This window comes from Acidovorax sp. 99 (assembly GCF_003096455.1).
GTDB lineage: Bacteria > Pseudomonadota > Gammaproteobacteria > Burkholderiales > Burkholderiaceae_C > Acidovorax > Acidovorax delafieldii.
Genome location: NZ_QEKU01000001.1, coordinates 3683973 through 3697031 on the forward strand (window position 1 = coordinate 3683973; position 13059 = coordinate 3697031).

The 13059-nt window shown below is 66.6% G+C and carries 11 protein-coding genes; 3 read left to right on the top strand and 8 right to left on the bottom strand.

Annotated features, from left to right (window positions below; all coding sequences use genetic code 11):
• The first annotated feature begins 45 nt into the window (after nt 1–45).
• Entirely contained in the window at nt 46–474 is a 429-nt protein-coding gene (locus tag C8C95_RS17115; RefSeq protein WP_110959316.1) for an Hsp20/alpha crystallin family protein, read from the top strand.
• Nucleotides 475–510: 36 nt separating this feature from the next.
• Here the strand turns inward: C8C95_RS17115 and C8C95_RS17120 are convergent, their stop codons facing one another.
• From C8C95_RS17120 to C8C95_RS17130, 3 genes are read right to left on the bottom strand one after another with little or no spacing between them, the layout of a single operon-like run.
• Nucleotides 511–1161 (bottom strand): ABC transporter ATP-binding protein, encoded by a 651-nt coding sequence (locus C8C95_RS17120; RefSeq protein ID WP_116749363.1) that lies wholly within the window; start codon nt 1159–1161, stop codon nt 511–513.
• Complete coding sequence (miaA, locus tag C8C95_RS17125) at nt 1158–2159, bottom strand: tRNA (adenosine(37)-N6)-dimethylallyltransferase MiaA (RefSeq protein WP_116750333.1); 1002 nt, start codon at nt 2157–2159, stop codon at nt 1158–1160. Before miaA ends, C8C95_RS17120 begins: the two co-directional genes overlap by 4 nt.
• Entirely contained in the window at nt 2146–3387 is a 1242-nt protein-coding gene (locus C8C95_RS17130; protein ID WP_116749364.1) for a multidrug effflux MFS transporter, read from the bottom strand. Before C8C95_RS17130 ends, miaA begins: the two co-directional genes overlap by 14 nt.
• 239 nt (nt 3388–3626) lie before the next feature.
• On the opposite strand from C8C95_RS17130, the gene C8C95_RS17135 reads away from it, so the two are divergent.
• Nucleotides 3627–5009, top strand: a complete 1383-nt coding sequence (locus C8C95_RS17135; protein ID WP_243415714.1) for a serine hydrolase — start codon at nt 3627–3629, stop codon at nt 5007–5009.
• A gap of 8 nt (nt 5010–5017) precedes the next feature.
• Here C8C95_RS17135 and C8C95_RS17140 read toward each other — a convergent pair whose 3' ends face one another.
• The 3 genes from C8C95_RS17140 to gdhA form a co-directional block, all read right to left on the bottom strand.
• Complete coding sequence (locus C8C95_RS17140) at nt 5018–5851, bottom strand: alpha/beta fold hydrolase (RefSeq protein WP_116749365.1); 834 nt, start codon at nt 5849–5851, stop codon at nt 5018–5020.
• A gap of 124 nt (nt 5852–5975) precedes the next feature.
• A complete protein-coding gene (locus C8C95_RS17145; protein ID WP_056062158.1) occupies nt 5976–7109 on the bottom strand; it encodes a PilT/PilU family type 4a pilus ATPase in 1134 nt (377 codons plus the stop codon).
• A gap of 152 nt (nt 7110–7261) precedes the next feature.
• Nucleotides 7262–8605, bottom strand: coding sequence for an NADP-specific glutamate dehydrogenase (gdhA, locus tag C8C95_RS17150; RefSeq protein ID WP_116749366.1), 1344 nt, complete (start codon nt 8603–8605; stop codon nt 7262–7264).
• 275 nt (nt 8606–8880) lie between these two features.
• On the opposite strand from gdhA, the gene C8C95_RS17155 reads away from it, so the two are divergent.
• Entirely contained in the window at nt 8881–10044 is a 1164-nt protein-coding gene (locus C8C95_RS17155; protein WP_116749367.1) for a glycerophosphodiester phosphodiesterase, read from the top strand.
• 93 nt (nt 10045–10137) lie between these two features.
• Here C8C95_RS17155 and C8C95_RS17160 read toward each other — a convergent pair whose 3' ends face one another.
• Nucleotides 10138–10821, bottom strand: a complete 684-nt coding sequence (locus C8C95_RS17160) for a hypothetical protein (protein WP_116749368.1) — start codon at nt 10819–10821, stop codon at nt 10138–10140.
• 66 nt (nt 10822–10887) lie between these two features.
• Nucleotides 10888–12999: a DNA mismatch repair endonuclease MutL gene (gene mutL / locus C8C95_RS17165; RefSeq protein WP_207780615.1), complete on the bottom strand. Its 2112-nt coding sequence runs from the start codon at nt 12997–12999 to the stop codon at nt 10888–10890.
• Nucleotides 13000–13059 lie beyond the last annotated feature (60 nt).

Sequence of the window (13059 nt, forward strand, 5' to 3'; positions counted from 1 at the left end):
GCTGGCTCAGTTGTCTGTTTCAACCCCTTTTCAGGAGCCAAAACCATGAACTCTCTCGTGACCCGTGGCAGTCTGTTTGACGACTTTTTCAAGGACATTGCCCCCGGCTTTTACGTGCGCCCGCTGCATGGCGACAACCTGCCTTCGCCCAGCCAGATCAAGGTGGATGTGAAGGAAACCGAAAGCGGCTACACGGTGCAGGCCGAAGTGCCCGGCGTGGCCAAGGAGGACATCCATGTCTCGCTCGAAGGCAATGTGGTGAGCCTGCGCGCCGAGGTGCGCCAGCACGATGAAAAGCGCGAGGGCGAAAAGGTGCTGCGCAGCGAGCGCTACTTTGGCGCCGTGGCCCGCAGCTTCCAGCTGCCTGCCGACGTGGACGCCGCGCAGGCCAAGGCCAAGTACGACAACGGCGTGCTGACGTTGACCTTGCCCAAGAAGGTGAACAAGGCCGCCCAGCGGCTGAACATCGAGTAAGAGCCCGCAGCCGCTTTGGCTGCAATGGGGCTCCGCCTATTCGGCGATGCCGCCGGCCGTGAGCCGCAGTACCCGGTCGGCCCGCGCCGCGGCGGCGTCGGAATGGGTGACCAGCACCAGCGATGCGCCGTGCTCGCGTGTCTGCGCCAGCAGCAGGTCCATCACGCGCGTGGCGGTGGTGGGGTCGAGGTTGCCGGTGGGCTCGTCGGCCAGCAGCAGGGCGGGGCGGTGCACCAGCGCGCGGGCGATGGCCACACGCTGCAGCTGCCCGCCGCTGAGCTGCTGCGGCAGCCGTGCGCTGAAGGCCTCCAGGCCCACAGCGGCCAGCATGTGCTGCACGCGGGCCGCATCACTTTGGCCCAGCAGCATCAGCGGCAGGGCCACGTTCTGTGCCACGTCCAGGTGCGGCAACACGTGGAAGGCCTGGAACACAAAACCCACCTGCGCGCGGCGCCACAGGGCGCGGGCAGTGTCGTCCAGCTGGCCCAGGTCGGTGGTGCCGTGGGTGATGCTGCCGGTGTCCCAGGTATCCAGCCCCGCCAGGCAGTTGAGCAGGGTGGACTTGCCCACGCCCGAATCGCCCACGATGGCCACAAACTCGCCGGGTGCCACGGCGAACTGCACGTTGGCGAACACCGGCGTGCTGCCGTAGTGCTTGCCCAGGTTCTCCACACGCAGCAGCGTCATGGCGTGGGCTGCTCCAGGCGCTGCAGCACGGCCTGCACCAGCGTGGCCACGGCATGGGGCTGGTCGCAGGCGATGGCGTGGCGCTGGGGCATGCTGCGCAGCCAGGTGATCTGGCGCTTGGCCAGTTGCCGTGTGGCGGCGATGCCGCGTTCGTGCAGGAAGGCCGTGTTCAACGGGGTGCCCGCAGGACGGCTGGCCTGGAAGTCGAGTTCTTCCCACACCTGCCGGTAGCCTACGCAGCGCATGGAGGGCAGGTCGGGGTGCAGGTCGCCGCGTGCGCGCAGGGCCACCACCTCATCAATGAAGCCGCTAGCCAGCATGGCGTCGAAACGCTGGGCAATGCGCTCGTGCAGCCAGGCCCGGTTGTCAGGTTCCAAGGAAAAAAGCGCACTGGCGCCGGTGTTATTTGTGTTGTCTGCTACTTTTTTGATAGTGTGAAAGCTCGACAACGGTTGGCCTGACACATGCCATACCTCCAGCGCACGTTGAATGCGCTGGCTGTCGCCGGGGGCCAGGCGCGCGGCCGTCACTGGGTCCACACGCGCCAACTCGGCATGCAGGGCGGGCCAGCCCTGCTCGGCCGCCTGGGCTTCGATCTTGGCGCGCACCTCGGGGTCGGCGGCGGGCATGTCGTCAATGCCATCAAACAGCGCCTTGAAGTACAGCATGGTGCCGCCCACCAGCAGTGGCAGTGCGCCGCGCGCGCGGATCTCGGCAATGAGCCGGGTGGCGTCCTGCACAAACTCGGCGGCGCTGTAGGCCTGCAGCGGATCGCGGATGTCGATGAGGTGGTGCGGCACGGCGGCGCGCTCGTCGGGCGTGGGCTTGGCGGTGCCAATGTCCATGCCCCGGTACACCAGGGCCGAGTCCACGCTGATGATCTCGACCGGCCGGCCCTGTTTGCCCAGCACGGCGGCCAGCGCCAGCGCGCCGGCGGTCTTGCCCGACGCCGTGGGGCCCGCCAGGGCAATGGTGGGGAGGGTGTCAGGCGTGCTCACGGGGCGCTCCAAACTTCTGCACCAGCGTCCACGAGATCACGGCCAGCACCACCGACCAGAACCAGATGCCGTTGACCAGAGGCCACACCGTGCCATCGAGCCGCAGCCCCAGCCAGCCGCCAATGGCAAAGGCCGCCAGCATCATCATGAAACCGTTCAGAGCCGATGCGACGCCTGCTGCTTTGGGGAAGGGCCCTACGGCGCCACTTTGCCCGCAGGGCTGGTGGATGCCGTGCGCCACCATGAACAGGTAGAACGGTAGCGTCAGTGCCCAGGGGTGGTGCCAGCCCATCCAGGCCACCAGCGCCATCAGCGTGCCGCCGCTGGCGCTCAAGGCTCCGGCAATGGCCACCGTGCGCTGCAGGCCAAACCGTGCCAGCAGAGCGCGGCACACAAAGGTGCCCGCAAAGTAGGCCACGCAGGCAGACGCCATGACCCAGCCATACATGGTGCGCGTGAGGCCCAGCACGTCGATGTAGACGAACGAGGACGACGCCAGAAAGGTGAACAGCCCGCCATAGGTGGCCGTGGTCTGCAGCGAAAACGCCCAGAAGGTGGGGCTGCGCAACACCTGTTGCCAGGTACCCACCAGCGCACGGGGCTGCAGCGCTTGGGGGTTGCGGTGGGCCAGGGTCTCGGGCAAGCGCAACGCCACCAGCGCCAGCGTGACCACGGCATACACCGTGAGTGCCAGCAGCGCAGCGCGCCAGCCCAGCCATTCGCTCAGCAGGCCACCCATGGGCGCGCAGATGCAGGCCACGATGCCCAGCCCCGTGAGCGCCTTGGACATGGCGCGGGCGCCCTCCAGCGGGGTGTACAGGTCGCGCACGATGGCGCGCGCGCACATCACCACGGCACCCATGGCAGCACCCTGGGCGATGCGCCACAGAATGAGGAGACCCATGGTCGGCGCAAAGGCACTGCCCAGCGAGGCCACGGTGTAGATGGTCAGGCCCGCCAGCAGGATGGGGCGGCGGCCAAAGCGGTCAGACAGCGGGCCCCACACCATCTGCGAACAACCAAACGCCAGCAGCAGCCCGCTGAGCGTGAGCTGCGCTGCCGCCATGGGCGCACCCAGGCTGCGGGTGAGAGCGGGCAGCGCGGGCAAGTACAGGTCGGTGGTGACGGGCTGGATGGACAGCAACAGGGCCAGTACCAGAATGGCCAGGCCGGGTTGGACAGAGACAGGGGCGGCCGCAGACGCTGCGGTGGCGGAGGGGGCAGACATATCTGTCTGAGCGTACCAGAAGGGGTGGGCGCGCTGCAGGCAGGGCGGTGGACCCAGGCGGTGAGAACTTGCGCAAATTTATGTATGACAAAGGTCGCGCGGGTGACATCCTGCCTTGCGCGGGGCGCAGCACCATGGTGGGGCGGTGGCTGGCAGCCCGTCATGCCTTGGACGCTGTTCTGAGGGACGCTTCGCCCGGATGCTGCACCAAGCAACACAACACAACAAGGAGACAAGCCATGCACAAGACTTACAGCGCCTCTGCGGCGCAAACCGCTCACCCTTTGCATCCTGCGCAGGCCCGGCGTTCTGGCGCATTCCCCGCCGCGCTGTGGCGGGCTGCCTGCGCTGCGGCGGCACTGGGTGTGGCCTTTGCGGCCCCAGCCCAGGCGCAGGCCCCGGCGCTACCGGCGCCCGAGACCGTGACGCTGGACAAGCTGGGCTACATGAGCACCTTCCCACCCGAAGGGGCGCAGCGTGTGGACCTGAGCAACTCGTACAAATACCCGCAGCTGCGCTGGGCCGTGCAGCACCTGCGCGAGCTGCAGCCCACACGCAATATCCGCCGGGGCGGTGCCGCACCATCTGCGTTGCCGGCCGACCCGCGACCATTGGGCGCAGTGGCATTCGATGACGACAAGGGCCAGCCCATCACGGTGGACCAATGGTTCACCCGCACCTACACCGATGCACTGGTGGTGATGCACAAGGGCCGCGTGGTGTACGAGCGCTACGACAACCAGATGAAGCCCTACTCGCCGCATCTGCTGTTCTCGGTCACCAAGTCGTTCACCGGGCTCATGGCGGCGCAGCTGGCGCACGAGGGCAAGATCGACCCCGAGGCGCTGGTGACCAAGTACGTGCCGGAGCTGGCCGAATCGGCCTGGGGCGACATGAAGGTGCGCGATGTGATGGACATGACGGGCGCCGTGCGCTTCCGCGAGGTCTACACCGACCCGACCACCGAGATCTTTGGCTACAGCTGGTCCAGCGGTCTGCTGCCCCGTCCGCCGGGCTACCAGGGGCCGACCAATGTGTACGACTTCCTCAAGACGCTCAAGAAGGAAGGCGAACACGGCGCCGGGTTTGTGTACCGCACCGTGCATTCGGAGGTGCTGGGCTGGATCGTGTCGCGCGCCACTGGCAAACACTGGGCGGAGTTGATGAGCGACAACATCTGGCAAAAGCTGGGCACCGAGGAAGATGCCCATGTGATGGTGGACAGCGTGGGCACGCCGCTGCAGGGCGCAGGCCTCAACGCCACGGCGCGCGACCTGGCGCGGTTTGGCGAGATGCTGCGCCTGGGCGGCAGCTTCAACGGCCAGAAGATTTTTGACAAGGCCGTGATCGACGACACCGCCAAGGGCGGCGACCGCGAGAAGTTCAAGATGGGTGGCATGGCCTTTCGGCCCGGCTACAGCTACCGCAACCAGTGGTGGGTGCTGCACAACGCCGATGGGGCTTATGAGGCCGCCGGCATCCACGGCCAGTTCATCCATGTGAACCCTGCCGCCGAGATGGTGGTGGTCAAGCTGTCGTCGCACCCTGTGGCCGGGGCAGGCTTTACCCACCCGCTCACCCTCAAGGCCTGGGCGGCGCTGGCGCAGGCGGTGCGCCGTTGACGATACGCCTACTTCAGGTGGAACAGCGAGGCCACGGCCTCGCGGTACTGCCGCTGCCCCACAGAGTTGGTATTGTGGTGCGAGCCGCCTTCCACCAGCACAAACTGCTTGGGCTCCCGCGCTGCCTCGTACAGCTGGCGGCCCAGTGCGGGGCGGATCAGGCTGTCGTCGCTTCCATGCACCACCAGCAGCGGCGAGCCGATGTCGGCCACCTTGCGGATGGATTCAAACCGCTGCGTGATGAGGGGCGACACGGGCAGCCAGCCCCACTTGAAGGTACTGACCACGTCGGGGATGCTGGTGAAAGTGCCTTCGACGATGGTGCCCCTCTCATCCGGCACCTGGCGCGCCAGGTCGATGGCGATGGCGCCGCCCAGCGAGTGGCCGAAGATGTAGCGCGGCTTGTCCAGGTGCTGCTCGGCCAGCCAGTTCCAGGCGGCGCGGGCGTCCTCGGCGGCGGTGGCTTCGGACGGCAGGCCTGCGCTGCTGCGCCCAAAGCCCCGGTAGTCGATGGCCAGCACCGAAAAGCCCAGCTCCTGCATGCGCCGGATGCGGCCCGACGAACCTGCCACGTTCCAGCGCGCGCCGTGCAGGTACAGCAGCACCGGCGCGCCGGCCTGGGTGTGGGGCAGCCACAGCCCGTGCAGGCGCTCGGCCTTGCCGCTGGCGTCGGAGGCGAACTCGATCCACACGTCCTGCATGCCTTCGGTGGACGGCGCGCCGCCCCAGCTGCGGTCGCTGGGCTGGAAGATCCATTCGCGCTGCTTGGCATCAAGGGTGGCGCAACCCACGCTCACGGCCACCACCAGCCCCAGGGATGCAAGAAGAGGAATTCGTTTCATCGTCCGACTGATTCTGGCGCAGGTACAAAAGTTCGGTGAGGGTCAAGCACGGGAGCCGGTGGCTTGCTGTGGTAGAGCAGACGGTACCCCTGGCGCTGTCCCGGCGCTGGCGCCAGCACGCCGTTCACGACAGCCGCGAGGCCGACTGCATGGGCGAGGAGGTATCGATGGAAAGCTCTCCTGCATCCTGCGTGGTCACGCCGGCCGCCAGGCGCACACGCAGCGCCAGGTCGGTGCGCGAGTCCGCGTTGTGCAGGGCCTCGTCCAGCGAGATGCGGCCGTCGGTGTAGAGCTGGTACAGCGCCTGGTCAAAGGTGCACATACCGATCTCGGTGCTGTGGCCCATGGCCTCCTTGATACCCGAAAACTCGCCCTTGGCGATCAGGTCGGCGATGTAGGGCGAGTTGAGCATCACCTCCACCGCAGGCACCAGCTTTTCGTGCAGGCCGGGGATCAGGCGCTGCGAGATCACGCCGGCCAGGTTCAGGCTCAGGTCCATCAGTAGCTGGTGGTGGGCGTCTTCGGGGAAGAAGTTGATGACCCGCTCCATGGCCTGGTTGGCGTTGTTGGCGTGCAGCGTGGACAGGCACAGGTGGCCGGTCTCGGCATAGGCAATGGCCTGCTTCATGGTGTTGCGGTCGCGGATCTCGCCGATCATGATCACGTCCGGCGCCTCGCGCAGCGCGTTCTTCAGGGCCTCTTCGTACGACTGCGTGTCGATGCCCACCTCGCGCTGGTCCACCACCGAGCGCTTGTGCGCGTGCAAAAACTCCAGTGGGTCTTCGATGGTGAGGATGTGGCCCGTGACGTTCTCGTTACGGTAGTTGATCATCGACGCCAGCGTGGTCGATTTGCCCGAGCCCGTGGCCCCGGTCACCAGCACCAGGCCACGCTTGCGCAGCACCAGCTTTTCCAGCACCGGGGGCAGGCCCAGCGCGGCCAGCGGCGGGATCTTGTTCTTGATGTAGCGCACCACCATGCCGGTTTCGCCGCGCTGCACGAACACGTTGACCCGAAAGCGCCCCAGGTTCTCGGCCGAGATCGACAGGTTCATCTCCTGCTTGGCCTCGAACTCGCCGATCTGCTTTTCGTTCATCACCGCGTAGGCCAGCTGCTTGACCTGGCCGGGCAGCAAGGCGGGCATCTTCAACGGGTGCGTGACCCCTTCGATCTTGAGATTGACCGGCGCACCGACACTGAAAAAGAGGTCCGAGCCTCCTTTTTCGACCATGACGTTCAAGAAGCTGAAGATTTCCACGGCGGACTCCCGAAAGTGTGCGTATTGGTTTCCAAGTGCAGCATAGCCTGCACTGCGCTGTGCGCCAAAAACAAAGGGGCCGAAGCCCCAGTGATTTGCTGTGTGAACAGGCTGTTGGAACGCAAACACGTTCCAAGGCCCGGCCCTTCCCCTTACACCACGCCCTGCGCCAGCATGGCGTCGGCCACCTTCACAAAGCCGGCGATGTTGGCGCCGTCGATGTAGCTCACGCTGCCATCGGCGCGCTTGCCGTAGTGCAGGCAGGCTGCGTGGATGCCCTGCATGATCTGCAGCAGTCGGGCGTCCACCTCCTCGCGGGGCCAGGACAGGCGGGCGGCGTTCTGGCTCATCTCCAGACCGGATGTGGCCACGCCGCCTGCGTTGCTGGCCTTGCCGGGGGCGTACAGCACGCCTGCGGCCTCAAAGGCCTTGGCGGCCTCGATGGTCGAGGGCATGTTGGCGCCCTCGGCCACGCAGAGCACGCCGTTCTGGATCAGCGTTTTCGCGTCGTTCTCGTCCAGCTCGTTTTGCGTGGCGCAGGGCAGGGCCACGTCCACCTTCACATGCCAGGGGCGGACACCGGCTTCAAACTTCACACCCGTGCGGGCGGCGTAGTCGCTCACGCGGCCGTAGAGGTGGTTCTTCACATCCATCAGGATGGCGAGCTTTTCGGCAGTGAAGCCATCCTCGTCCACCACGGTGCCGCTGGAGTCCGACACCGTCACCACCTTGGCGCCCAGCTCCATCGCCTTTTGCACGGCGTATTGCGCCACGTTGCCCGAGCCGGACACCGACACGCGCAGGCCGTCGAACGAACGGCCTCGGGTCTTGAGCATTTCCTGCGCAAAGTACACCGTGCCGTAGCCTGTGGCTTCAGGGCGGATCAGCGAGCCGCCGAACGACAGGCCCTTGCCGGTGAACACGCTGGCCGCGTTGTTGGCCAGCTTTTTGTACATGCCCGCCATGAAGCCCACCTCGCGGCCGCCCACGCCGATGTCGCCGGCGGGCACATCGGTGTCCGGACCCACGTGGCGGTACAGCTCGGTCACAAAGGCCTGGCAAAAGCGCATGACTTCGGCAGGGCTCTTGCCCTTGGGGTCGAAGTCGGAGCCGCCCTTGCCGCCGCCCATGGGCAGCGTCGTCAGTGCGTTCTTGAAAGTCTGCTCAAAAGCCAGGAACTTGAGCACCGACAGGTTGACGGACGGGTGAAAGCGCAGCCCGCCCTTGTAGGGGCCGATGGCCATGCTGTGCTGGATGCGGTAGCCGCGGTTGACCTGCACGGCGCCATGGTCGTCCACCCAGGACACGCGGAACATCACGACGCGCTCGGGCTCCACCAGCCGCTCCAGCAGGCCGTGCTCGGCATAGCGGGGGTGCTGCGCGATGAACGGCCACAGGCTTTCCATCACTTCGGTGACAGCTTGCAGGAATTCCGGCTGGCCGGGATTGCGGAGCGCCACGTGGGAAAGGAAGCTCTCGGCGGTCGCGTGTTTCATGGTTCAAAGGGCTTTCAGCAGTAAGGGGTCAACAAAATCGAAGGCAGCTATGCACCGGTTTGGCGCACTGCAACATCGAATTATGTCCAAAAGTTATACGTTCATGCCGATGTCTATGCACAATGGTGGGGAATGTGGTCGGGATATTTGCCACATATTGGTGCGTTTGGCGGGTGGTTGGGCCGTCATCCGTTGGTCAAGCCAACGTCATGGCCTTGTCACATGCCGACGCCACAGTTCGGCGGTTCTACCAACAACATAGCGAGGAGAAGAGCATGCACATCCCTGGTGTGAAATGGGGCGCGCTGGCCATGGTGGCCACGCTGGCAGCCTGCGGCGGCAGCGACAACTATCCGTACCCCACCCTGAACGGCGACAAGCCCCTGGTCATCGGCCACCGGGGCACGGCGGGCTACCGGCCCGACCACACGCTGGAAGGCTACAAGCTGGCCATCGACATGGGCGCCGACTTTATCGAGCCCGATCTGGTGGCCACCAAGGATGGTGTGCTGGTCGCCCGCCACGAGCCCAACATCACCGGCACCACCGATGTCTCCACCCGCCCCGAATTCGCCAGCCGCAAGACCAAGAAAGTGGTGGACGGCGTAGAGGAAGAAGGCTGGTTTGTCACCGACTTCACCCTGGCCGAACTCAAGACCCTGCGCGCCATCCAGCCCCTGTCCGACCGCGACCAGTCGTACAACGGCAAGTTCCAGATCCCCACCTTTGAAGAAGTGCTGGACCTGGCCAAGACCGAAGGCGCCAAGGCGGGCCGCACCGTGGGCGTGTACCCCGAGACCAAGCACCCCACCTACCACGTCAAGCAAGGCCTGCCGTTGGAAGACCGCCTGCTGACCATCCTGGCCAAGTACGGTTACACCTCCAAGAGCTCACCCGTCATCATCCAGTCGTTCGAAGTCTCCAACCTCAAGTACCTGCGCACCAAGACCCAGGTGCGCCTGGTGCAGCTGGTTGACGCAGACGATGTGAACCCCGATGGCACCATGTCGCTGGTGGCTCCGTACGACAAGCCCTATGACTTTGCCGTGGCCGGCGACTCGCGCACCTTCGCCAGCCTGCTGACCCCCGCGGGCCTCAAGGAAGTCAAGACCTATGCCGACGGCATTGGCCCCTGGAAGCCCTACCTGATCCCCTCCAAGCAAGTGGATGCCAACAAGGACGGCAAGCCCGACGACCTGAATGGCGACGGCAAGATCGACGAACGCGACCGCGTGATGATGGCGCCCACCGACGTGGTGAAGAACGCACACGCCGAAGGCCTGTTCGTGCACGCCTACACCTTCCGCAACGAAGCCAAGCGCCTGGCCTCGGACTTCAAGGGCGACCCCAAGGCCGAATACAAGCTGTTCTACAACCTGGGTGTGGACGGCGTGTTCAGCGACTTTGCCGACACGGCCAAGGCAGCGCGGGACAACTGAAACAGGTAGCTTCGCGTTACCAAGTAGCGTTCTGCGCACCCGTCAAAAAGCCCGCTTCGGCGGGCTTTTTTCATGCGACGGTGTGGTGCGGGGTCAGAACCCCAGCGCAAACCCCACGCTGAGCAAGGTGCGCCCCTGCTGTCGGCCTATGGTGGCGTCGAGCTGCCTGCCGGGCGCCCACTCCCACCGGGCGCCGGTCTGGAACGTCGGGGCGCTGTGCTGGGTGCCAAAGGCTTCCAGGTGCGGCGTGATGGCGCCCCAGCTGCGTTCCACCGAGGCGCCCCAGGTGGCGCGCCAGGACTGGCCGCGCTCGCGCTGGCTGCCCAGGTTGGCATTGACCACGCCCCAGGTCGCGGCGCAGGTGCCGATGAGATTGAGCGCGACCACGCTGCCTGCGCTCTGCCCGGCACCTTGGCGTCGGTGCACGACGCCAGCGCTGCTGCCTGCATTGCAGCCTTGTTCTTGCGCGGGGCTCCACAGCCACTTGGCCTGCAGGCCTTGCAGGGTATGGCGCTCGTTGCGGTCACGTGCCAACACGGCGCCCAGCTCCAGTCCAGCCATGGGGGTGAACGCAGGGGCCATGGACACCGTGCCGGGCTGGCCGCGCTGGCCCTCCCACCACACTTCGACGTGACCCTGGCCCACCTCGTCCACGCCCGCATCGTCCACGGACAGGGGGCGCCCGGCGTGGGCGGGCCAGGCCAGGCACAGGGCGGTGGTGGCCGCCAGCAGGTTCAGGGCGGGTGTAGGGGCGGTGGTGCTGCAACGAGGGGTCATGGAGGGCGATGGCAATGGCTGGAGGAGAGGGCTCTGGCTATGTCGCGGGCGGGGTGGTGCCCGCCGCTACCGTCCACGCAGGAACAGCGCGTCCAGCTCCTTCATGCTCAGCTGCCGCCAGGTGGGGCGGCCATGGTTGCACTGATCGGAGCGGTCGGTGGTTTCCATCTGGCGCAGCAAGGCGTTCATCTCATCGATGGTGAGCTTGCGGTTGGCCCGCACTGCGCCGTGGCAGGCCATGGTGCCCAGGATTTCATTGCGGGCGCGCTGCACCACGGTGGTGGCGTCGTGTGCGGCCAGTTCGGCCAGCACGCTGCGAGCCAGCTCCACCGGGTCGCCCTGCGCCAACGTGGTGGGCACGGCGCGCACGGCCAGCGTCTTGGGGGAGAAGGGCACCACCTCAAGTCCCAGCGTGGCCAGCACTTCGGCAGACTCTTCGGCCGTGGCGACTTCCTGCGGCGTGGCGGCGAAGGTGGCAGGGATCAGCAAGGGCTGGCTCGCAATGCGCGCGCCGCTGTCCACCTGGGCCTTCAGGCGCTCGTAGACGATGCGCTCGTGGGCGGCATGCATGTCCACCACCACCATGCCCTGGGCGTTTTCGGCCAGGATGTACACACCGTGCAACTGTGCCACGGCCTTGCCCAGGGGCCAGGCGGTTTCCTGGCCATCGCGGCCCACGGGCCAGGCTGTGGACGGGTTGTTGGCAAGGGGGGCGGTCGTGGATGCTGCAGAGGGCGCCGCTACCTCTGCAGGCTGCGCGCCGTCCCACCCCGTGGCAGGAGCGCCAGATGCATCGGGTATTGCGGGCGTTGTGGGTCCGGAGGATGTTGCGCTCGCACCGGCCTGGGCCGAGGGCGCCCACAGCCCACCCACCGCCGCACCAGACGCTGGCTCTGCCATCGGGTTGGCGGAGGGCGCACCGCGCGGCGCCCACAAGGCCGCCAGATCCTCCACGCGGTGGCCCCTTTCTTCAAATTTGATAGCGGCCTGGGCTTTCCACACCGGCGTTTGGGGCGCCTGGGGCTTGAAATGCTCCGCATCACCGGCTGTGGAGGGGCTGGGCGCCGCCGCTGCAGCTGCAGCTGCCAGTGCGGCGGCCCGGGGCGCAGCCAGCGCGTTCTCTACCGCATGGCGTACGGCCTGGTGCACCTCGCGGCTGTCGCGAAAGCGCACCTCGATCTTGGTGGGGTGCACGTTCACGTCCACACGCGCCGGGTCGATCTCCACATACAGCGCGTAGATGGGCTGCTTGTGGCCGTGCAGCACGTCTTCGTAGGCGCTGCGGGCCGCGTGGGTGAGGACCTTGTCGCGCACAAAGCGGCCATTGACGTAGCAGTACTGGTGGTCGGGCCGCGAGCGGGCAGCGTCGGGCAGCCCTGCGCGGCCGGTGACGGTGACAGGCCCCACGCGGTGCTGCACAGCAACCGACTGGGTGACAAAGTCTTCGCCCAGCACATCCGACAGGCGGCGTGCCAGCGCGTCATGGGCGTCCTGTACATCGCTCTGGCCGGGCACGAAGGTGGCGCGCCACTGCTCCACCAGCTTACCCTCGTGCCAGATGGCAAAGCCCACATCGGGCCGCGCCAGCGCGTGGCGGCGCACCGATTCAATGCAGTGCGCCAGCTCGGTGGCGTCGGTCTTCAAGAACTTGCGGCGCGCGGGGGTGGAGAAGAACAGTTCCTTCACCTCCACCGTGGTGCCGGTGCTGCGTGCGGCGGGGCGCAGCTCGCCGCTGCGTGCGTCCAGCAAGAAGGCGCTGGCCTGGGCCGCCGGGCGCGAGAGCAGGGCCATCTCCGATACCGACGCAATCGCCGCCAGCGCCTCGCCCCGAAAGCCCATGGTGGCCACGGTCTCCAGGTCGTTCAGGTTGGTGATCTTGCTGGTGGCGTGGCGGCGCAGGGCCACGGGCAGCTCTTCTTGCGGAATGCCACCACCATCGTCTTCCACCGTGATCAGCCGCACCCCGCCTGCCGACAGGCGCACAGTGATTTGCGTGGCTCCCGCGTCCAGCGCGTTGTCTACCAGCTCGCGCACCACCGAAGCGGGGCGCTCCACCACTTCACCTGCAGCGATCTGGCTGATGAGTTCATCGGGCAGATCGCGGATGGGGCGGCGCGTGGTGGTGGGGGGGCTGGAGGCGGGCTGCGCCGCTGCGAGGAAGGGGGTGGTGTCGTTCACCCACCGGATTTTAGGGCGGGGGCTGCGCAGGGGTATCGGGCTGAGGTGGGGCGTGATGGG

Excerpts from the sequence above, each read along its gene's own strand:
- C8C95_RS17115 (WP_110959316.1), top strand. The coding sequence starts at position 46 with ATGAACTCTCTCGTGACCCGTGGCAGTCTGTTTGACGACTTTTTCAAG.
- C8C95_RS17120 (WP_116749363.1), bottom strand. The coding sequence starts at position 1,161 with ATGACGCTGCTGCGTGTGGAGAACCTGGGCAAGCACTACGGCAGCACG.
- C8C95_RS17130 (WP_116749364.1), bottom strand. The coding sequence starts at position 3,387 with ATGTCTGCCCCCTCCGCCACCGCAGCGTCTGCGGCCGCCCCTGTCTCT.
- C8C95_RS17135 (WP_243415714.1), top strand. The coding sequence starts at position 3,627 with ATGCACAAGACTTACAGCGCCTCTGCGGCGCAAACCGCTCACCCTTTG.
- C8C95_RS17140 (WP_116749365.1), bottom strand. The coding sequence starts at position 5,851 with ATGAAACGAATTCCTCTTCTTGCATCCCTGGGGCTGGTGGTGGCCGTG.
- gdhA (WP_116749366.1), bottom strand. The coding sequence starts at position 8,605 with ATGAAACACGCGACCGCCGAGAGCTTCCTTTCCCACGTGGCGCTCCGC.
- C8C95_RS17155 (WP_116749367.1), top strand. The coding sequence starts at position 8,881 with ATGCACATCCCTGGTGTGAAATGGGGCGCGCTGGCCATGGTGGCCACG.
- C8C95_RS17160 (WP_116749368.1), bottom strand. The coding sequence starts at position 10,821 with ATGACCCCTCGTTGCAGCACCACCGCCCCTACACCCGCCCTGAACCTG.